At 35.9% G+C, this 18,881-nt stretch carries 20 protein-coding genes and 1 tRNA gene; 15 read left to right on the forward strand and 6 right to left on the reverse strand.

Annotated features, from left to right (window positions below):
• Nucleotides 1-95: 95 nt before the first annotated feature.
• Together odhB and odhA are read right to left on the reverse strand one after the other, a co-directional pair.
• Nucleotides 96-1,355, reverse strand: a complete 1,260-nt coding sequence (gene odhB / locus DT250_RS14605) for a 2-oxoglutarate dehydrogenase complex dihydrolipoyllysine-residue succinyltransferase (protein ID WP_000569906.1) — start codon at nt 1,353-1,355, stop codon at nt 96-98.
• 132 nt (nt 1,356-1,487) lie between these two features.
• Nucleotides 1,488-4,355 (reverse strand): 2-oxoglutarate dehydrogenase E1 component, encoded by a 2,868-nt coding sequence (gene odhA, locus DT250_RS14610; protein ID WP_149213237.1) that lies wholly within the window; start codon nt 4,353-4,355, stop codon nt 1,488-1,490.
• 822 nt (nt 4,356-5,177) lie between these two features.
• Between odhA and DT250_RS14615 the strand changes: the two genes are divergently transcribed.
• From DT250_RS14615 to DT250_RS14645, 7 genes are all read left to right on the forward strand, one after another.
• On the forward strand, nt 5,178-5,387 hold the full coding sequence (locus DT250_RS14615) for a helix-turn-helix transcriptional regulator (RefSeq protein WP_000428506.1): 210 nt from the start codon (nt 5,178-5,180) through the stop codon (nt 5,385-5,387).
• 2 nt (nt 5,388-5,389) lie between these two features.
• A complete protein-coding gene (locus tag DT250_RS14620) occupies nt 5,390-5,767 on the forward strand; it encodes a hypothetical protein (RefSeq protein WP_046957056.1) in 378 nt (125 codons plus the stop codon).
• Nucleotides 5,768-5,795: 28 nt separating this feature from the next.
• Nucleotides 5,796-5,978 carry a DUF3976 domain-containing protein gene (locus DT250_RS14625; RefSeq protein WP_001178300.1) on the forward strand — a complete coding sequence of 61 codons (183 nt, stop codon included), beginning with the start codon at nt 5,796-5,798 and terminating at the stop codon, nt 5,976-5,978.
• 134 nt (nt 5,979-6,112) lie between these two features.
• Complete coding sequence (locus tag DT250_RS14630) at nt 6,113-6,472, forward strand: hypothetical protein (RefSeq protein ID WP_098857350.1); 360 nt, start codon at nt 6,113-6,115, stop codon at nt 6,470-6,472.
• 18 nt (nt 6,473-6,490) lie between these two features.
• A complete protein-coding gene (locus DT250_RS14635; RefSeq protein ID WP_149213238.1) occupies nt 6,491-6,757 on the forward strand; it encodes a hypothetical protein in 267 nt (88 codons plus the stop codon).
• Nucleotides 6,758-6,838: 81 nt separating this feature from the next.
• Nucleotides 6,839-7,384, forward strand: a complete 546-nt coding sequence (locus DT250_RS14640) for a hypothetical protein (protein WP_141542784.1) — start codon at nt 6,839-6,841, stop codon at nt 7,382-7,384.
• Nucleotides 7,385-7,541: 157 nt separating this feature from the next.
• The gene (locus DT250_RS14645; RefSeq protein ID WP_149213239.1) at nt 7,542-8,138 is read left to right on the forward strand and encodes a hypothetical protein; all 597 of its coding nucleotides are present in this window, start codon (nt 7,542-7,544) and stop codon (nt 8,136-8,138) included.
• 62 nt (nt 8,139-8,200) lie between these two features.
• Here the strand turns inward: DT250_RS14645 and DT250_RS14650 are convergent.
• Nucleotides 8,201-8,273, reverse strand: a tRNA-Val gene (locus tag DT250_RS14650).
• A gap of 179 nt (nt 8,274-8,452) precedes the next feature.
• The gene (locus DT250_RS14655; protein ID WP_149213240.1) at nt 8,453-8,668 is read right to left on the reverse strand and encodes a hypothetical protein; all 216 of its coding nucleotides are present in this window, start codon (nt 8,666-8,668) and stop codon (nt 8,453-8,455) included.
• A 406-nt stretch (nt 8,669-9,074) separates the two neighbouring features.
• On the opposite strand from DT250_RS14655, the gene DT250_RS14660 reads away from it, so the two are divergent.
• The 6 genes from DT250_RS14660 (at nt 9,075) to calY (ending at nt 13,989) form a co-directional block, all read left to right on the forward strand.
• Nucleotides 9,075-9,302, forward strand: coding sequence for a hypothetical protein (locus tag DT250_RS14660; protein WP_149213241.1), 228 nt, complete (start codon nt 9,075-9,077; stop codon nt 9,300-9,302).
• A gap of 155 nt (nt 9,303-9,457) precedes the next feature.
• Nucleotides 9,458-10,744, forward strand: a complete 1,287-nt coding sequence (locus tag DT250_RS14665; RefSeq protein ID WP_149213242.1) for a D-alanyl-D-alanine carboxypeptidase family protein — start codon at nt 9,458-9,460, stop codon at nt 10,742-10,744.
• Between the two features lie 191 nt (nt 10,745-10,935).
• Complete coding sequence (sipW, locus tag DT250_RS14670) at nt 10,936-11,505, forward strand: signal peptidase I SipW (protein ID WP_149213243.1); 570 nt, start codon at nt 10,936-10,938, stop codon at nt 11,503-11,505.
• A 62-nt stretch (nt 11,506-11,567) separates the two neighbouring features.
• Nucleotides 11,568-12,155 carry a CalY family protein gene (locus DT250_RS14675; RefSeq protein ID WP_149213244.1) on the forward strand — a complete coding sequence of 196 codons (588 nt, stop codon included), beginning with the start codon at nt 11,568-11,570 and terminating at the stop codon, nt 12,153-12,155.
• A 134-nt stretch (nt 12,156-12,289) separates the two neighbouring features.
• Nucleotides 12,290-13,093 carry a DUF4047 domain-containing protein gene (locus tag DT250_RS14680; protein ID WP_149213245.1) on the forward strand — a complete coding sequence of 268 codons (804 nt, stop codon included), beginning with the start codon at nt 12,290-12,292 and terminating at the stop codon, nt 13,091-13,093.
• A 302-nt stretch (nt 13,094-13,395) separates the two neighbouring features.
• Nucleotides 13,396-13,989, forward strand: coding sequence for a biofilm matrix protein CalY (gene calY / locus DT250_RS14685; protein WP_149213246.1), 594 nt, complete (start codon nt 13,396-13,398; stop codon nt 13,987-13,989).
• A gap of 75 nt (nt 13,990-14,064) precedes the next feature.
• Here the strand turns inward: calY and DT250_RS14690 are convergent, their stop codons facing one another.
• Nucleotides 14,065-14,388, reverse strand: a complete 324-nt coding sequence (locus DT250_RS14690) for a helix-turn-helix domain-containing protein (RefSeq protein WP_000578881.1) — start codon at nt 14,386-14,388, stop codon at nt 14,065-14,067.
• Between the two features lie 79 nt (nt 14,389-14,467).
• On the reverse strand, nt 14,468-14,602 hold the full coding sequence (locus tag DT250_RS14695) for an anti-repressor SinI family protein (RefSeq protein WP_000276217.1): 135 nt from the start codon (nt 14,600-14,602) through the stop codon (nt 14,468-14,470).
• Between the two features lie 341 nt (nt 14,603-14,943).
• On the opposite strand from DT250_RS14695, the gene inhA1 reads away from it, so the two are divergent.
• Both inhA1 and DT250_RS14705 read left to right on the forward strand, forming a co-directional pair.
• Nucleotides 14,944-17,331 carry a M6 family metalloprotease immune inhibitor InhA1 gene (inhA1, locus tag DT250_RS14700; RefSeq protein ID WP_149213247.1) on the forward strand — a complete coding sequence of 796 codons (2,388 nt, stop codon included), beginning with the start codon at nt 14,944-14,946 and terminating at the stop codon, nt 17,329-17,331.
• Between the two features lie 171 nt (nt 17,332-17,502).
• Nucleotides 17,503-18,870, forward strand: coding sequence for an aldehyde dehydrogenase (locus DT250_RS14705; protein ID WP_137034922.1), 1,368 nt, complete (start codon nt 17,503-17,505; stop codon nt 18,868-18,870).
• Nucleotides 18,871-18,881 lie beyond the last annotated feature (11 nt).

The following is an 18,881-nucleotide window of genomic DNA, read 5'->3' on the forward strand; positions in this document are numbered from 1 at the left end:
TATTAGCTTATGTAATGAAATTTGTCCCATATGAATGCAATAAAAAAAGGCTGTAGAATAATTCATTCTACAGCCTGTAATAGATTATTAATCTATCAACCTTCTAATAATAATGATTTTGGATCTTCAAGCATATCTTTAACAGCAACAAGGAAGCTAACTGCTTCTTTACCATCAACAATACGGTGATCGTAAGATAAAGCGATGTACATCATTGGACGGTTTTCCATACGTTCTGCATCAATTGCAACTGGACGTACTTGGATTTTGTGCATTCCTAAAATACCTACTTGTGGGCTGTTTAGGATTGGTGTTGACATTAGAGAACCGAATACACCACCGTTTGTAATTGTGAATGTACCACCTTGTAACTCTTTTAATGAAAGTTTGTTATCGCGTGCTTTCATACCTAAATTACGAATTTCGCTTTCGATTTCAGCGAAGTTTAATTGGTTAGCATCGCGTACAACTGGAACAACTAATCCATCTGGAGCTGCTACTGCAATACCGATATCATAGAATTTTTTAATGATAAGCTCATCGCCTTGAATTTCAGCATTTAATAATGGGAATTGTTTTAATGCTGCAACAACTGCTTTTGTGAAGAATGACATGAAGCCAAGACGTACATCATGTTTTTTCTCGAAAGCATCTTTACGCTCTTTACGTAATTCCATGATTGCAGTCATATCAACTTCGTTAAATGTTGTTAACATTGCAGATGTTTGTTGAACTTCTACAAGGCGTTTTGCAATTGTTTGACGGCGGCGGGACATTTTCACGCGCTCAACTGGTTTTTCGAATTCCGTTTTTGCAACTGGAGCAGGAGCTGGACTTTTTGGAGCAGCTGGTGCTTCTTTTGGTGCGGCAGCATGAGCTTGTACATCGTGTGGTCTCACACGTCCAAGTGGATCTGTGCTACGTACGTCGTTTAAGTCGATACCTAATTCACGAGCCATTTTTCTAGCAGCTGGTGATGCGATAGGACGGTTCGTATTCGGTAAACCTTGTAAAGTTGTAGTTTGCTCAGCATTTGGTGCCGCAGCTTTCGGTGCTTCAGTTGTTTCTTGTTTTGGCTGTTCAGCAGCCGGTGCAGGTGTACTTACTGCAACTGGTGCTCCGTTTGCATCTAAAATTGCGATAGTTGCACCAACTTCAACTGTATCCCCAGGTTCGCCTAGTAACTTCGATACAATACCTGAATCTTCTGCAATGATTTCTACATTGACTTTATCAGTTTCAAGCTCAACAACGCTGCCACCTTTCTCAACTTTGTCGCCTACGTTGATAAGCCATTGTGAGATAGTTCCTTCAGTAATAGATTCTGCAAGCTCAGGTACTTTAATTTCGATCATTTTAAATGTCCTCCCCTTATTTGCCTAACGGTGTGTTTTTTCTTCTTTTGTCTTCGGTAATCTCCATTTGTTAGCCTGCCCCCGGGCAGAATATCTGTCGGGGGAGCAAGCTAGAAACCTTCATTTTTACTTTCAGTTGCTGAAAACTTCAATTTCTTGTTTATCTTGACGGAAGTTATACTTCACATCTAAAGCGTGTGCAACAATTAGTTCTTGCTCAGCTTTGTGAGCGAATGGATCGCCACCAGATGGGCTAGAGCGATCTGGGCGTCCAATGTAACCTGTTTTCACTTTATCTCCAGCAAGTTCGAACAGAATTGGAGCCATGTAATGCCATGCGCCCATATTACGAGGTTCTTCTTGAACCCAAATAATTTCTTCTAAGTTTTTAAAGCGTTTAATAATAGATTGAACTTTCTCAGCAGGGAATGGGTACAGCTGTTCAATACGAACGACATGAACTTCATCTAAGTTATACTCATGTTTACCAGACTCAATTTCTGCTGCTAAGTCAATCGCCATTTTACCTGTGCTTAAAACGAGACGTTTTACTTTAGTTGGTTTCATGCCAAGGTTTTCTTGTTCTAGAGCAGGTTGGAAACGTCCTTCGCTTAACTGACTAGCAGTTGAAAGCGTAAGTGGGTGACGTAATAAACTCTTCGGTGTCATCAATACTAATGGTCGAACAGCTTCTGTTCCTAAGATAGATGCTTGACGACGTAAAATATGGAAGTATTGTGCGGCGCTCGTTAAGTTTGCAACTGTCCAGTTATTCTCAGCAGCTAACTGTAAGAATCGCTCTGGACGTGCACTAGAATGCTCTGGTCCTTGACCTTCATAACCGTGCGGTAATAGAAGAACTAAACCAGATTTTTGACCCCATTTTGCTCTTCCTGCTGAAACATATTGATCAAATAATGCTTGCGCAGTATTTGAGAAGTCACCATATTGCGCCTCCCACATAACAAGAGTTTCTGGAGCGAATACGTTATAACCATACTCGTAACCAACAACAGCAGCTTCTGATAACGGACTGTTATGAACAGAGAAGGATGCATTAATGTTTGGCAAGCGATGTAATGGCGAATATGTTTCATTTGTATCAGTATCGTGTAATACGATATGACGGTGCGCGAATGTACCACGCTGTGAATCTTGACCAGTTAAACGAATTGGCGTACCTTCTTGTAAAATAGAAGCGAATGCTAATGACTCAGCAAGTGCCCATTCAATTTTACCGTTCTCTTCAAGAGCGTCTTTACGGCGTTCAAGAATTTTCTTTACTTTCGGATATACGTTAAAGCCTTCTGGCCAAGATAGTAGACCTTCATTAATTGCACGAAGTGAGTCAATCTCAACACCAGTATCAATTGGCTGAATGCCTTTTGCAACAACATCTGGCACTTTAACGTCAATTGTTGCAGCGCTCGTATCAGCTGGCGGCACTTGTGCATAGTCAGATTTTAATTGCTCTTGTATAAACTGAGTCATTGTTTCAACCTCATCTGCATTTAGAACACCAGCAGCTTGTAATTGCTCTGCATAAATCGCTCTTACAGTTGGGTGATTTTTAATCTTTTTGTACACTTGTGGTTGCGTAACTGCTGGGTCATCCATTTCGTTATGACCGTAGCGGCGGTAACCAATTAAATCGATTAAGAAGTCTTTTTTGAACAATGTACGATATTGAATCGCAAGGTTAGCAGCAGCAAGACAAGCTTCTGGATCATCAGCGTTCACGTGAACAATCGGAATATCGAAACCTTTTGCAAGGTCACTTGAATATTTCGTAGAACGAGAATCATAGCTATCAGTCGTAAAGCCAACTGCATTGTTTGCGATAACATGAATTGTTCCGCCTGTTTGGTACGCGTTCAATCTGCTTAAGTTCAACGTTTCAGATACAATACCTTGACCAGGGAATGCAGCATCACCATGAACTAAAATTACGAATGATTTTGAAGTATCTTGTTCTGGAAGACCAGATTTTTTACGATTCTCTTGAGCCGCACGTGCAAAACCTTCTACAACAGGGTTAACGAACTCAAGGTGACTTGGGTTATTTGCTAATGTAACGCGAGTGCTAACTTCTTCGTTACTAACGACTTGTTCTCTACCTAAATGGTATTTCACGTCGCCAGTCCAGCCAGAATTTGCCACTGCGCCTTCTATTTTTGCATGTTTGAACTCAGCAAACATGTGACTATATGGTTTTTCTAATACGTGTGCAAGTACGCTTAGACGACCGCGGTGAGCCATACCAATCATGACATCTTCTACGCCGCCCTTTGCACCTTCGAGAACAATTTCATCTAGAACAGGTACAAGCATATCAACGCCCTCGATAGAGAAACGCTTTTGCCCAACGAATGTTTTATGCAAGAATTGCTCGAAACCTTCAACAGCTGTTAAACGTTTTAAAAGAGCAGTTCGTTTTTTATTTGATAGTGGTTGACGCAATGAATTTGATTCCACCATTTGATGCAACCACGCGCGTTCTTCACTATCTTGTATATGAGAAAATTCATAAGCTAAAGATTTTGTATAAACGTCTTTTAATCTATGAATTACATCAAGTGCAGTGTGAATACCTTCTGGTGCATCTTGCCATACTGTTTTCGCTGGAATCGCTTTCAAGTCAGCATCGCTTAGTTCGTTCATTGCTTTCTCAAGAAGAGATTGTCCATTAGCAGCATCTTCCATCGGATTGATGTGAGCCAACGTATGCCCGAATGAACGAATTTGTTCAACAAGCTGAACGACTTTAAGAATTTTTTCAATGTTCCCTGTGTTTTGAGGAGAAAAATGTGTTGCTGTGTTGTCCCCTGTTACGACATCATCTTGAAACGAAGGAGCTCCAAAAATTTCAAAAAGCTCTTGTAATTCCGGATCAACAGAACCTGCTCCAGTTACGTAAAGATCATACTGCTCAATAACATAACCAAGGTTCGGACCATGGAACTTGGCCCAAGGGTTTGTCGTTGTATTCTTCCTCGTCATTTGTTTAAACCTCCCAATGCATATAATCCTTTTTCCAAACAAAAGGTGCATTTTGCTCTTTTCAATAATTGATGAACCAACAATCAATGTAAATGTTTTCTTTATTCTTATGTTATTACAATAATTTACATAATACCAAACACTATTACTTATCTGTTTTGTAAAAAAACATTCACAATAACTTATCACCCAAGTTAATCTTTCATGTTATAAAGTAATTTCACAGAAAAATGGGGTGGATATATTTGGTATACCTACACGAATAACTAAAATCGTTGCATGTAAATATAAGCATAATAATTAGAATGTTTCGATAAAAATGAGTTCGAATTATGTATATTGAAATAATAAGCGCTTTCATTGATATTATACAACAATATAACGGAATATAGTATAAAAAATAAAAAATTATGAATTTATCGTAAACTTTATTTAGATAGTGTTAAATATTGAAAGGAAAGTGAAGGATTTCTACAAAAAAAGTTGCTAAACATAAAAAATGCTTCATAAACAGTTAGTTTCTATAAATATGCCGAAAAACACCGTAAAACCAATAACGCATTTTGTGGAATAAAGAGATAAATGAAATATTTTAAAAGGATAAAACAAATAGGGAGATATTAAATTTTTAAAAAAGAGAGGAGGAGATATAGTAACGGTTATTTACAGTGTTCCGTGTTGTGCTTCAAAATAGACGTGCTAAAATTGAAAAGTTTCTTCTATATAAATAGAGTGAAACAAACTAAAATGCATGTAAAGGAAACTTGACGTAAAGGTTGCTTTACATATATACTCACTGTAAGGAAGGAGGGAGAAATTTCCTTGGAAAATAAAATGGTTGAATACCGAAAAAAATTTGGACTATCTCAAGAAAAATTGGCTGAGAAACTTGGAGTTTCCAGACAAACCATCATTTCAATTGAAAAGGGAAAATATGATCCATCACTTCCGTTAGCATTTGAAATAGCAAAAACATTTCAGACAACGATAGAACATGTATTTATTTATGAAGGAAAAGAAGAGGGGGAATAGGGATGAATTATTCACAAAAGTACTTTTTAATTATGGGAATTATTTTCTTTATTATGAGTGGAACCATGGTATTAGCGGGCATAATGACGCATTCCGCACCACCGGCTCCAACGTATACAGTACTTGCGATGATGATTATGTGTTTCTGCTTAAGTTACTTACACCCGCAATTTAAAGAAAAAGATGAGCGAATGAAACTTATTCGTTATAAAGGAATGTTCTTCAGCTTTTTTGCGCTAACGGCATATTACCTTCTTTTCTCTTTCGGTTTAAATCTACACGTAATTACACTATCTGCGGTTGAACTATTAAACATACTTATGGCACTTACGATGAGTACAGTTTTTATCTCATTTGTTGTTTTATCGAAAAGATATTAAGATGGAAGAGAGAAAGGAAGATTAACATATGCAAATGATGTATGCTTTTGGCATTGGACTTGTATTATTTTTAGCCGTATTCTTATTTATTCGAAAAGACGTTCAAGGTGGGACGTTAACGAAAAGAGGCTTTTATAAAATGATCGGCTGTTTAGTTGTTATGTTTATAGCGATTATCGTAATGATCGTTTTAATAAATCAATCACTATAGAATATAAAAATGGAACCTTACTGTAGTAAGGTTTTTCTTTTTGATGTAAAATCCGAAAATTCCCACGACATCCATTTACTACATATAATGGATATTATATAATTTAATAAAATGATAGATAGGGAGCATAGTATATGAATAAAAAAACTATCTTCTTTTTATTAATATGCCTACTACTTATAGCTAGTATTACTTATATAATATGTAACAAACGAGAACAAGTGCCACCTATGTTAGTATGGGAGCACCAAGAATACTATGTTACGAATGAACCTGCCGAAGCTGAAAAAGTTGGACAAAGGCTCGGAGAAGTAACGAAGAAAATCGAAACAAGTAAAAAACCTACTAAAAACAGTGAATCCAACATATTACAAGAAAAAACAGAAGTATTCACAATGATAGAAGAAGAAAAAAATCCTCACTCACCTTTAATCATAAAGGAGCCTTATAGTGACGAATATAGAGTAGTAAGACCGATGTTACATGTACTATAAAGTGAAAAGGAGACTCATATGCAGACAGTAATTTATCCATGGTCGTTAAGAAAAATGTTTGTTTTTTTCCTTTGCTTCATCCTTCCGCCAATCGGCGCAATTTATATTTTGATGAATCGAGAAGCGCTACAAAAGAGAGACTTCATTTTATATGTATTATTTGCTGCTATTAATATATCGCTTTGGTTATCACTTATGATCTTTGAGCGGAGTATGTGGATGGTAGCGGGGCATTATGTGTTTGGAGCAATTGTTATTGTTTTATCGAATATGAATAAGAGATAGGCCAGCAACCTTAAAGTTGCTGGTTTTTATTTTGCTATTTATAATGAAGAAACAAATTTTTAATAGAGAGTAGTGGGCGTTATGAGATGGAAAGAGGGAACGTTTGAAAAAATAGAAACGAATGACTTATCTATTGAGAAACTCATACATACATTCAAGGAACAAAACGTAAATGGCGGAGCGGTTATAAGCTGTTTTAAAGTAAATAACGAAAATTTTTTCAAAGAAATACCATATTGGAAAGATGGACACGAACACTTCTTTAGAAGAATCTGTAACTCTTTAGATATAATCAATAGCTTAGAAGAGTTAAAAATACATACGTCAGAAAAATATAAGTTTCATTTTAAAGAGCAATGGGCAGTCATGCTTGATGGTAGCATTGCTGCTCAAATTTTGTCGGGTGGAGCATATGAAACATTTAAGAAACGACCAGTTATCGCAAAACAATTAGCAGTTAATCTATGTCAATATATGTTCCAAGATCGATACGAAGATATTAAAGTTTTTGAAAGCTATAGCCCTTGGACAGATTGGTTTTATGATGTTGCGTGGGATGTTACTTGGATGGTGTTAGATAGTAAGGAGCAGAAAATGTGGTTCATCTGTGCTACGGATACGGATTGATAGAAAAGAGCCTTGTAGGAAAGCTGCAAGGCTCTTAATATTTTGGGAATGAATAGAAAATAAATCATATAAATGCTATACTAAAAAATGTTTGTAATGTCAGTTTCATACTATTATATAATGCTGACTTACTAGAAAAGATAAGAGGAGAATGAGCGTGCAAAAGATAAAGAAACTATTACTGTTAATGATGGTAGTAGGATTAACAGTAGGTGTTTTAGCAGGGTGTGCAAATCCGAAAGATACGACAGAAGAATTTTTAACAGCGATACAAAAAGGTGATGTAGAAAAAGCTCGTACATTTGTTGAGAGTGACAAAGAATTTAATAAACTAAATGAAAAAACAGATGATGCTGAGGCAAAAGCAATGCTGAGTGCGATTACGAAAAACTTTAAATTTGAAAAGCCAGAAGAAGTATCGAAAAAAGATGACAAAGCAGAAGTGAAAGTGAAAATTACATCTGCTGATCTATCCGTTGCTGTAACAAAAGCATTGGGAGAAGTTATGCCAATGGCCTTCGCTAGCGCCTTTAGCGAAGACAAAGAACAATCTGAAAAAGCGATTGAAAAAACGATGACATCATCTATCGTCAAACACTTATCAGATAAAGATGCAATCATGGCAACTCGCGAAGTTACATTGAACTTAAAGAAAAACAAAGATGGCGACTATAAAATCGTTGCAGATGATAACTTGAAAGAAGTATTATTTGCCAATGCGAAGTCTTTGGAGAAGATGTTTGGTGGAAAGTAATTAGCTAAGATAAAAAAGAGAAACCATATCACGTAGAAGGTTGATATGGTTTCTTTTTTTTATGACCCCGGAGAGGCTCGAACTCACGACCTCCACCCTGTCAAGATGGCGCTCTCCCTGCTGAGCTACGGGATCTTCAAAAATGCGTATGTAACAGCATCTTTAATCTTTATGCCAAAGCAATTATATATAATTAACTGAAATTTTACAATATTTTTATAGTAAGTTTTAAAAGGGAAATCATATGCAATTATGCGAGTAGTGTCTGAAGGGATAATGATGAGAAGAAGACTTAGTAGAATGTAGCGGTCATATTATTTAATGTATTTATCCAAAGGGTTTTCATCGCTTAAATCAACAAGTAAAGGACATAAGAATAATAAAGGTAGAGCGGCATTAGCATGATGAAAGGTGTCATTTGATAGATACTGCCTTCCGAAACAATACGGACAATCTTTTTCAAATGTCACAAGTATTGACCATACATCTTTTATTGTCCACTTCGTTTTACAATACGTACAACACGCCATAGAGTTCCTCCTCATATTAAGGTTTTTTCTAGTATATTCCATTCTATTGTACGAAATTCATTTGTATTTGGTGTGATAAAATGTAAGTTGTTTTGTTTTTTATGTGGATTTATTTAGTCATTTATGATCATTTACATACCGTTTGATATTTTTGCATGTTGATAGGTTTTCAGTTTCAATATGCAAATTGGCCAATATATCCTTTTTACAATTTACTTAAAATCATGTATAACAGAGATACAAGATTATTTTACCCCGCTATTTGCGGACGGTAAGATCCCCACCTCAAAATTTAGCGAAAGCAAAGAAGTTAGGTGGTGGCAGGCTGCTCGTAAAAGCCCGATTGGTGAAGGCTGATTAAAGTTTCACTTTATAAATATTCAGTAGTAGAGGGAGAATTATTGTAATGGTAAGAAAAACGTTCAAGATGCGTGTATCTAGAAATAGAACGATTTCGATTAATGGATCGATTCTTGATGTGGATGTTACACATGATGAGTTTTTACAAGAGTTTGTTGAGTGGGTCGATTCTAAAGGCTGGTCGTTTATGGGGATGACAGATGAGATTACACCCGAGGAAGCTAGTCAAAATTTAATAGATTCATTGGTTGATGAGAAGGATAAGAAAGAATAATTCCTTCTTATTTTTTATTGTATATTTATGTTCTTTATCGTAAAAGTATGATATAGTAAAAAACAGTGAATATCCTTCCAATTTAATACAATTTACATATAGATTGGTAGATTCAGTTTTTAAGCTGTGAGAGTATAGTGAAAAGGGAGAGTCATATGGTAAACTTTAAGAAAATTTTGGCTTTTGTTACCGTTATTTGTTTGTTTTTTTTGACACCTATGACGTTACGTGCTGAGACGAATGTTGGAGTGAATCCAGAACAAGTGGCACCACCACCTGCGGAAGGACCAAATGTTTTTAGTCAGTTTGCAGCTACGATTGATGGGAAAACTGGAGATGTTTTGTATAACAAAAACGCACATCATCGTGCATTTCCGGCTAGTATGACGAAAGTGTTAACAGCGATTTTACTTATGGAGCATACGAAGCCAGAGGATCAATTTACGTTTTCACAATTAGCATTAGATCAAGAGAAGAGTAATTATCAAATTGAATTTCAACCTGGTGAGACGATTAATAGAAATACTGCGCTTATGATTTTAATGGTGCTGAGTGCAAATGATGTGTCGTATGCGATTGCGGAGCGTATTGGCGGAAATGTTGAGAATTTCGCTCATATGATGAATGAGAAAGCAAAGCAATTAGGGGCTACAGATAGTCACTTTGTAACGCCAAATGGCTTGCATGATCCAAACCATTATACGACGCCGTATGATATGGCAATGATTACGAGAGGTGTACAAAAGTATCCTGAGATTTTACAAGCGATGAATACGAAAAGGACGACGGTTACGACATCTAGCCAGACGGTTTCTATTTTTAATAAGTCTAATTATTTTGAAAATCCATATAGCATTGGCGGGAAGACGGGTTTTACAAATGAAGCGCGTAATACACTCGTTCTATTAAATGAGAAGGATGGCAATCGCATTATAAATGTAGTAATGGCTTCCCAAAGACCTGAAATTTATGAAGATTTGAAGCAGATGGCGGATTATTCTTTCGGTCAATTTGTGAAGCAAACTGTATTAGATAAACATAGCTGGCATCAAAAGGCAACGTATTTAAATAAAGATATTGATAGCGAGCTTGAAAAAAGTGCAGAGCTTATGCTTAAGAAAGATGAAGGTAAAAATGTGAGGACGATTTTCCGTGCGGCTTCATTAGATAAAGATTCTTTGTATCATAAAGGAATTCATCGTGGTGAGGTAGTTGGTGCAGTTGACATCACGAAAAATAATCAAACAATTGCGACGATAAATGTTCTTTCAAAAGAAGATGTTACTTTTGCGATGCCTAAAAAAGATACGGCTACGCCTGAAGTAAATGAATCAAATGTGAAAATAATAAGCATTGGGATAGGTGCCGCCGTACTATTTGGAGCCATTTTATTTGTAGTGCTACGCCGAAATACAACAGGAATGAAATCAGAAGAAAAATAAATTACTAGTAAAAAGACTGTGAAGAGATTTTGTCACAGTCTTTTTTGTATATATAAAATAACTAATAATTGTAAATTTTCTTATTGCATTTATTTATTGTTCGTTATATTATTTAGTTGTGTTCTTGTTAGAGAACAAATTGAGTATTATATACTCCAAATAATATAAAACAACGGAGAGGGAGAGAGACGATGAAATTAATTTGGAAAGTGATTAGCAACGTTATCTCGTTTGTTTTATTTGCATTAATGGTTTTTCTAGCTTTTGTAGTTATTTCGTCAAAAGCGAGTGGCGGAGATCCAACAGTGATGGGATATCAATTTAAATCAGTGTTATCAGGATCGATGGAACCAACATTTTTAACAGGATCAATCATTGCGATAGAGCCGACGAAAGATGGTTCGAAATATCAAAAAGGCGATGTCATTACCTTTAAAGAGAAAGATGAAAAAATTATCACTCACCGTATTATCGGTGTGAAAGATACAAATGGAAAAGTAACGTATGAAACAAAAGGGGATAACAACAACGGCCCTGATTTAGAACCAGTACGTGCGGAGAATGTTATTGGGAAATATGCGGATATTACAGTTCCTTATGCAGGATATGCATTAAATTATGCTAGTTCAAAGGCTGGAGCTGCATTGCTTCTTATTATTCCGGGAGTCTTTTTACTGGGCTATTCCGCGATTTCTATTTTTGGCGCGATTCGCAGCATTGAAGGGGAAAAGAAAGAGAAAAAAGTAGAACAATCCGTCTAGTTTGTTTGGTTATACTTTCCGTTTAGGAAGTTAACAAATATATAGATTAAGGGGATATGGACATGACTTTAAAGAAAAAATTAGGTATGGGTATCGCATCAGCAGTGTTAGGGGCAGCATTAGTTGGCGGAGGAACATTTGCATTTTTCAGTGATAAAGAAGTGTCAAACAATACATTTGCGACTGGTACACTGGATTTAGCATTAAATCCATCAACAGTTGTTAATGTATCGAATTTAAAACCTGGCGATACAATTAAAAGAGATTTTAAACTAGAAAATAAAGGATCTTTAAATATTAAAAAGGTTCTATTGAAAACAGATTATAAGGTAGAAGATACGAAGGGCGACAATAAGGATGATTTTGGTAAACACATTAAAGTAACATTCTTAAAAAATGTAGACAAGCATGAAACAATCGTAAAAGAAACAACGCTAGATAAATTGAAGGGTGACACACTTACAGCGGTAGATAATGATTTAGCTGCTTGGTTCTGGGATGAAAAAGGTATTTCAGCAGGTAAGTCTGATAAATTCACAGTGAAATTCGAGTTTGTTGATAATAAAAAAGACCAAAATGAATTCCAAGGCGATAAACTAAATTTAACTTGGACGTTTGATGCACAACAAACAGAAGGTGAAGCAAAATAATATTAAAAAGGGCTATCAAATGGATAGTCCTTTTTCTATTTTTCTAGTATATAGCTATCATTTTGTAGCGTTCTTTATTATAATAAAGTTAACGTTCTGTATAGAGAACATTTTGTTCGATGGGAGAGATTAAGATGCTGAAAACACCTTGCAAATTAAAAAAGATGCTTATATTGCCTTGTATATGCTCCATTACGTTTTATTTAGGCTCTCAAATAATGACGTATACAGAAGCTGCATTTATTCATGAAACGAAAGTGGAAGCCGCTCTTTCTACAGCGATTATATTTCCAAAAACAGTTGATACGTTAAAAGAGGAAGCTGAGCAACATAAACAGTTTATTGAGCATCAGTATGGAGAAATGAAGGGGAAGTTGGCAGTAACTTCTATAGAAGAAATTGAACAGGTAATTGTAGTGTGGCAACAAGGACGTGAGAAAATTGCTTCTGAGGAGGAAGCGTTGCAAAATGTATATACTGCAATAGAAGCTCCTTATAATCAAATACAAGAAGAATTAAAAGTGGATAAAAGTGAATCGATTCAACAAGTGGCCGTATATGTGAATGAAGGTTTTCGCAGTATAAAAGAGAAGCGCGATTATATTATGAAAGAAGCTAGTTTGCAAGCGATTGATGAACAAATTCAGGCTCTACAACAACTATTAAAAGATGAAACAGTAAAGAAACAGAATGAAAAAGAAGAACAGAAGAAGATAGAAGAACAGAAGAAAGCAGAAGAACAGAAGAAAATAGAAGAACAGAAGAAAGTAGAAGAACAGAAGAAAGTAGAAGAGCAGAAGAAAGTAGAAGAGCAAAAAAAAGCAGAAGAACAGAAGGAGATAGAAGAACAGAAACAAGTAGAGACAGCTAAAAATCCTGAGCAAGGAACTCATGAAAAGGCTACTACCACGGATCATAATGAGAAAACATCAGAATAAACTGACGACCGATATAAAAAATGATGTATATGAGTGTGAGGGAGTATCTGTCCTCGCACTTATTGTATTTCTTAAAATATAAACATAAAAATTCGGAAAAAACAAAATAATGTTGAGAAATAAAAATAACTGAAAATATTAATAAATATGTGTTGTATTCATATAGGTTTGTTCGTTATAATGAACGTAAGGTTTTTAAAAAAGAACAAATATTAGCTAAGCTAATATAGTTTTAGTTACAACTCTTATTTTAAATAAGAGATAGCAATAAAAATATAAAAAACAGCTAGGGGGAATTGATTGTGAGTCTGAAAAAGAAATTAGGTATGGGAGTTGCATCAGCAGCATTGGGGTTATCTTTAATTGGTGGAGGAACATTCGCTTACTTTAGTGATAAAGAAGTATCGAACAATACATTTGCAGCTGGGACGTTAGATCTTACATTAGACCCTAAAACGCTTGTAGATATTAAAGATTTAAAACCAGGGGATTCTGTTAAGAAAGAGTTCTTATTAAAGAATAGCGGTTCATTAACAATTAAAGACGTTAAACTAGCAACAAAGTATACTGTGAAAGATGCAAAAGGTGATAATGCTGGTGAAGACTTTGGTAAGCACGTTAAAGTGAAATTCCTTTGGAACTGGGATAAACAAAGTGAGCCTGTATATGAAACAACTTTAGCAGACTTACAAAAAACTGATCCAGATCTTTTAGCTAAAGACATCTTTGCTCCTGAGTGGGGAGAAAAGGGTGGATTAGAAGGTGGTACAGAGGATTATTTATGGGTACAATTTGAATTTGTAGATGATGGAAAAGACCAAAATATCTTCCAAGGTGATTCATTGAATTTAGAATGGACATTCAATGCTAACCAAGAAGAAGGCACTGAAAGATAATAAAAAAGCGGGGACTCCCCGTTTTTTTTTATAAAGAAAAAAGAAGTGCCGGTTGTAAGCACTTCTTTCTATTTATTATTTTTGATCGTGCTTCCATTTTGTAAATTCAAGAAATTCACGAAATTGTTCTTTGGAGACACCTGAGCTCATCGCATCTTTAACGAGTTGTGTCCATTCGGAGTCTAAGTGATTTTCCTTTGTTGTTTCATCATGAAGTAGAGTATCAACTGGAATTTGTAGAACTGCTGCGATTTTTTCAAGAAACTGAATGGAAGGGTTTTTTTGTAAATTGCGTTCTATAGAACTAATGTAAGATTTAGCAACACCAGCTTTTTCGGCAAGTTCAGTTAATGAAATACCTTTTTGTAAGCGAAGGCGTTTTATACGTTCTCCAATCATATTTGCGCACCTTTCTATCAATATGTAGTCGTCTTATGATGTCATTATTATAACATAAACTTCGTTAAAAAGAACAAGCCTATTGAGCCTGACTGGATGGCTTCATACGTTGGAAAAAATGTTCGATATCTTGCAGGGCGATACCAGCGTCTAGAGCTTCAAGTATTAAATCAATCCATTCTTGGTCCAGTGCGTCAGTCTTATCTTTGTACAAATGTAATTCCTCCCTAATTATCGGTCATAACTGCTGCTACAGAATATATGATAAGCAATCGCATTTTGTGTTTTATATAGTGAATTATCAAATATTTTGTAGATAAAACAAAGATAAAATCCCCATTAAATTCCCTCTATGGCGATTATAAAGTTTCTGACAAATATTTTCAATATTTTCAGAAAACATTGTTGAATTGTGATATATTCGTATGCTAACTATGGAATTTTTACAAATATGTTAAAAAAATTACATAATATAACTAAATATTGAAAAAATATTGAATTTTTAATAAAATTCAATTTGTAATACATATTTTTTATTAGGGGAGGAAATAAGGGATGAACAAGAAACCGTTCAAAGTTTTGTCATCAATCGCTTTGACAGCTGTGTTAGGTCTTTCATTCGGAGCGGGTGGCCAGTCTGCATATGCTGAAACACCTGTGAATAAGACAGCTACGAGTCCAGTCGATGATCATTTAATTCCAGAAGAACGTTTAGCAAATGCGCTAAAAAACCGTGGGGTAATTGATTCGAAGGCTTCAGAGACAGAAACAAAGAAAGCCGTCGAAAAATACGTAGAGAACAAAAAGGGTGAAAATCCTGGGAAAGAAGTATCAAATGGGGACCCACTTACGAAAGAAGCATCTGACTTTTTAAAGAAAGTGAAAGATGCGAAAGCTGATACGAAAGAAAAGTTAGACAAACCAGCAACAGGAACACCTGCAGCGACAGGTCCAGTTAAGGGTGGTCTAAATGGTAAAGTACCAACTTCTCCAGCAAAGGGAAAAGAATATAACGGTGAAGTTCGTAAAGATAAAGTACTCGTTTTACTTGTAGAGTACGCTGACTTTAAACATAACAATATTGATAAAGAACCTGGTTATATGTATACTGACGATTTTAACAAAGAACATTATGAAAAAATGTTATTCGGTAATGAGCCATTCGCATTAGAGGATGGCAGCAAAATCGAAACGTTTAAACAATATTACGAAGAGCAATCTGGCGGTAGTTATACAGTAGACGGAACAGTTACAAAATGGTTAACAGTTCCTGGTAAAGCTGCTGATTACGGTGCAGATGGTGCGACAGGTCATGATAATAAAGGACCAAAAGGACCACGTGATTTAGTAAAAGATGCATTAAAAGCAGCTGTAGATAGCGGTATTGATTTATCAGAGTTTGACCAATTCGATCAATATGATGTAAATGGCGATGGAAATCAAAAACAACCGGACGGTTTAATCGATCACTTAATGATTATCCATGCGGGTGTTGGACAAGAAGCAGGCGGCGGTAAATTAGGTGACGATGCAATTTGGTCACATCGCTGGACTGTTGGACCAAAACCATTCCCAATTGAAGGCACACAAGCGAAAGTTCCATATTGGGGCGGAAAGATCGCAGCATTCGACTACACAATTGAACCAGAAGATGGCGCAGTTGGTGTATTCGCACATGAATATGGTCATGATTTAGGTCTTCCAGATGAGTATGATACAGACTATACTGGTGACGGTGAACCAATTCAAGCTTGGTCTGTTATGAGTGGCGGAAGCTGGGCTGGTAACATTGCAGGAACAACGCCAACGAGTTTCTCACCACAAAATAAAGAGTTTTTCCAAAAAACAATTGGTGGTAACTGGGCAAATATCGTAGAAGTAGATTACGAGAAATTAAATAAAGGTATTGGTCTAGCAACATATTTAGACCAAAGTGTTACGAAATCTAACCGCCCAGGTATGATTCGTGTTAACTTGCCAGATAAAGATATAAAAACAATTGCTCCAGCATTTGGTAAGCAGTATTACTACAGCACAAAAGGTGACAATCTTCACACAAAAATGGAGACGCCACTGTTCGATTTAACAAATGCAACGACTGCGAAATTTGATTTCAAGTCATTGTATGAAATTGAAGCAGAGTATGATTTCCTTGAAGTACATGCTGTAACAGAAGATGGTCAGCAAACATTAATCGAAAAACTTGGTGAGAAAGCAAATAGTGGAAATGCACATTCAACAAATGGAAAATGGATTGACAAATCATACGATTTAAGTCAATTCAAAGGTAAGAAAGTAAAATTAACATTTGAGTACATTACAGATGGTGGTTTAGCATTAAACGGTTTCCTACTTGATAATGCATCACTAAATGTAGACGATAAAGTAGTATTCTCTGATGATGCAGAAGGTACACCGCAGTTCAAATTAGATGGATTCGCTGTATCTAATGGAACAGAGAAGAAAAAACATAACTATTATGTAGAGTGGAGAAACTATGCTGGTTCGGATAACGCATTGAAATATGCTCGCGGTCCAGAATACAACACAGGTATGGTTGTATGGTATGCAGACTCAGCTTATACAGATAACTGGGTTGGTTTACATCCAGGACATGGTTTCCTTGGCGTAGTTGATTCTCATCCAGAAGCAATTGTTGGAACTTTAAATGGTAAACCAACAGTAGCAAGTAGTACACGATTCCAAATCGCTGATGCGGCGTTCTCATTTGATAAAACGCCAGCTTGGAAAGTTGTATCTCCAACGCGCGGAACGTATACGTATAATGGCTTAGCAGGCGTACCGAAGTTTGATGATTCGAAAACGTATATTAATAAACAGATTCCAGATGCAGGACGTATTTTACCGAATCTTGGCCTGAAGTTTGAAGTAGTAGGACAAGCTGATGATAATTCTGCAGGTGCTGTTCGTTTATATCGTTAATACAGTAAAACTACCGAAAGATTTTCTTTCGGTAGTTTTTTTGTGAGCAATGAATTTTATATGCAAGAAGAAATTATATATAATGTAACTTTACGAATAGAAATTTATTATATATGAAGTCTATATAAATAATGAAAGAATTGGATAAAAATAGTGGGAGAAGGTGAATGAATGAGTGTTTCTTCTATTGTAAATAAACAAAAAGCATATTTTTATAATGGCCATACGAGAAGTGTAGAAGTGAGAAAGAATAATTTGAAGAAGCTTTATAAAGGCATTCAGCGTTTTGAAGAAGAAATATTTCAGGCATTGAAATTAGATTTAAATAAGTCAGTTCATGAGTCGTTTACAACGGAAGTTGGGTATGTATTAAAAGAAATTTCCTTTCAATTGAAGCATATTTCATCGTGGAGTAAACCGAAGCGGGTTCGAACAGCACTCACTCATTTTGGATCAAAGGGGAAAGTAGTTCCTGAACCGTACGGTGTGACACTTATTATTGCACCGTGGAACTATCCGTTTCAATTAGCAATTGCACCTCTTGTAGGAGCGTTGGCGGCTGGAAATACAATTGTTTTAAAGCCGTCAGAGTTAACGCCAAACGTTTCCAAAGTACTTACTAGGATGTTAGAGGAATTATTCCAAGAAGAGCTTGTAGCGGTAGTAGAAGGCGGTGTAGAAAAGAGTACGGAATTGTTAAAGGAACCGTTTGATTATATTTTCTTTACAGGTAGTGTCGGTGTTGGAAAAGTTGTGATGGAAGCAGCAGCGAAACGGTTGACGCCACTCACGTTAGAACTTGGGGGGAAAAGCCCATGTATTGTACATAAAGATGCAAAAATAGATGTAACAGCAAGACGAATTGTTTGGGGTAAGTTTTTAAATGCAGGGCAAACGTGTGTAGCGCCTGATTATATGTATGTGCATGCTTCGGTGAAAGAACAGTTAATCGAGGCATTACGACACGAAATTGCGGAGCAGTATGGAAAAGATCCACTAAACAATGACAATTATGTACGAATTGTGACTGAACGTCATTTTGAACGTTTATGTTCATTTTTGAAAGATGGTAAAACGGTAATCGGCGGGAACTATAAAAAAGAAACTTTACATATAGAACCAACAGTGTTAACAAATGTTACATGGCAAAGTACTGTTATGGAAGATGAAATTTTTGGTCCGATCTTACCAATTGTGGAATACGACAACATAGAAGAGGTAATTGGAACAATTCAGCAACATCCGAAGCCATTAGCGTTATATGTATTTTCTGAAGATAAAGAAGTACAAAAGAAAGTGACAAGTAATATTTCATATGGCGGAGGCTGTATTAATGATGTTGTCTATCATCTTGCAACGCCATATTTACCTTTTGGTGGTGTTGGAAGTAGTGGATTAGGTAGTTATCATGGGGAAGAAAGTTTTCGGACTTTTTCACATTATAAAAGCATTTTAGCCCAATCTACGGCATTCGATATGAAAATTCGTTACTCTTCTACAAAAAGTGCTTTAAAATTCATACGAAAGTTGTTAAAATGATGATGGTGTTT

It is taken from the genome of Bacillus sp. AR2-1 (assembly GCF_008368755.1).
Lineage (GTDB): Bacteria > Bacillota > Bacilli > Bacillales > Bacillaceae_G > Bacillus_A > Bacillus_A wiedmannii.

Bases quoted from the DNA above. Each gene is read 5' to 3' on its own strand.
- DT250_RS14665 (WP_149213242.1), top strand. From the start codon at position 9,458: ATGGTAAACTTTAAGAAAATTTTGGCTTTTGTTACCGTTATTTGTTTG.
- DT250_RS14630 (WP_098857350.1), top strand. From the start codon at position 6,113: ATGAATAAAAAAACTATCTTCTTTTTATTAATATGCCTACTACTTATA.
- DT250_RS14705 (WP_137034922.1), top strand. From the start codon at position 17,503: ATGAGTGTTTCTTCTATTGTAAATAAACAAAAAGCATATTTTTATAAT.
- DT250_RS14680 (WP_149213245.1), top strand. From the start codon at position 12,290: ATGCTGAAAACACCTTGCAAATTAAAAAAGATGCTTATATTGCCTTGT.
- DT250_RS14625 (WP_001178300.1), top strand. From the start codon at position 5,796: ATGCAAATGATGTATGCTTTTGGCATTGGACTTGTATTATTTTTAGCC.
- DT250_RS14690 (WP_000578881.1), bottom strand. From the start codon at position 14,388: ATGATTGGAGAACGTATAAAACGCCTTCGCTTACAAAAAGGTATTTCA.
- sipW (WP_149213243.1), top strand. From the start codon at position 10,936: ATGAAATTAATTTGGAAAGTGATTAGCAACGTTATCTCGTTTGTTTTA.
- inhA1 (WP_149213247.1), top strand. From the start codon at position 14,944: ATGAACAAGAAACCGTTCAAAGTTTTGTCATCAATCGCTTTGACAGCT.
- odhB (WP_000569906.1), bottom strand. From the start codon at position 1,355: ATGATCGAAATTAAAGTACCTGAGCTTGCAGAATCTATTACTGAAGGA.
- DT250_RS14620 (WP_046957056.1), top strand. From the start codon at position 5,390: ATGAATTATTCACAAAAGTACTTTTTAATTATGGGAATTATTTTCTTT.
- DT250_RS14655 (WP_149213240.1), bottom strand. From the start codon at position 8,668: ATGGCGTGTTGTACGTATTGTAAAACGAAGTGGACAATAAAAGATGTA.
- DT250_RS14640 (WP_141542784.1), top strand. From the start codon at position 6,839: ATGAGATGGAAAGAGGGAACGTTTGAAAAAATAGAAACGAATGACTTA.
- odhA (WP_149213237.1), bottom strand. From the start codon at position 4,355: ATGACGAGGAAGAATACAACGACAAACCCTTGGGCCAAGTTCCATGGT.
- DT250_RS14660 (WP_149213241.1), top strand. From the start codon at position 9,075: ATGGTAAGAAAAACGTTCAAGATGCGTGTATCTAGAAATAGAACGATT.
- DT250_RS14675 (WP_149213244.1), top strand. From the start codon at position 11,568: ATGACTTTAAAGAAAAAATTAGGTATGGGTATCGCATCAGCAGTGTTA.
- DT250_RS14635 (WP_149213238.1), top strand. From the start codon at position 6,491: ATGCAGACAGTAATTTATCCATGGTCGTTAAGAAAAATGTTTGTTTTT.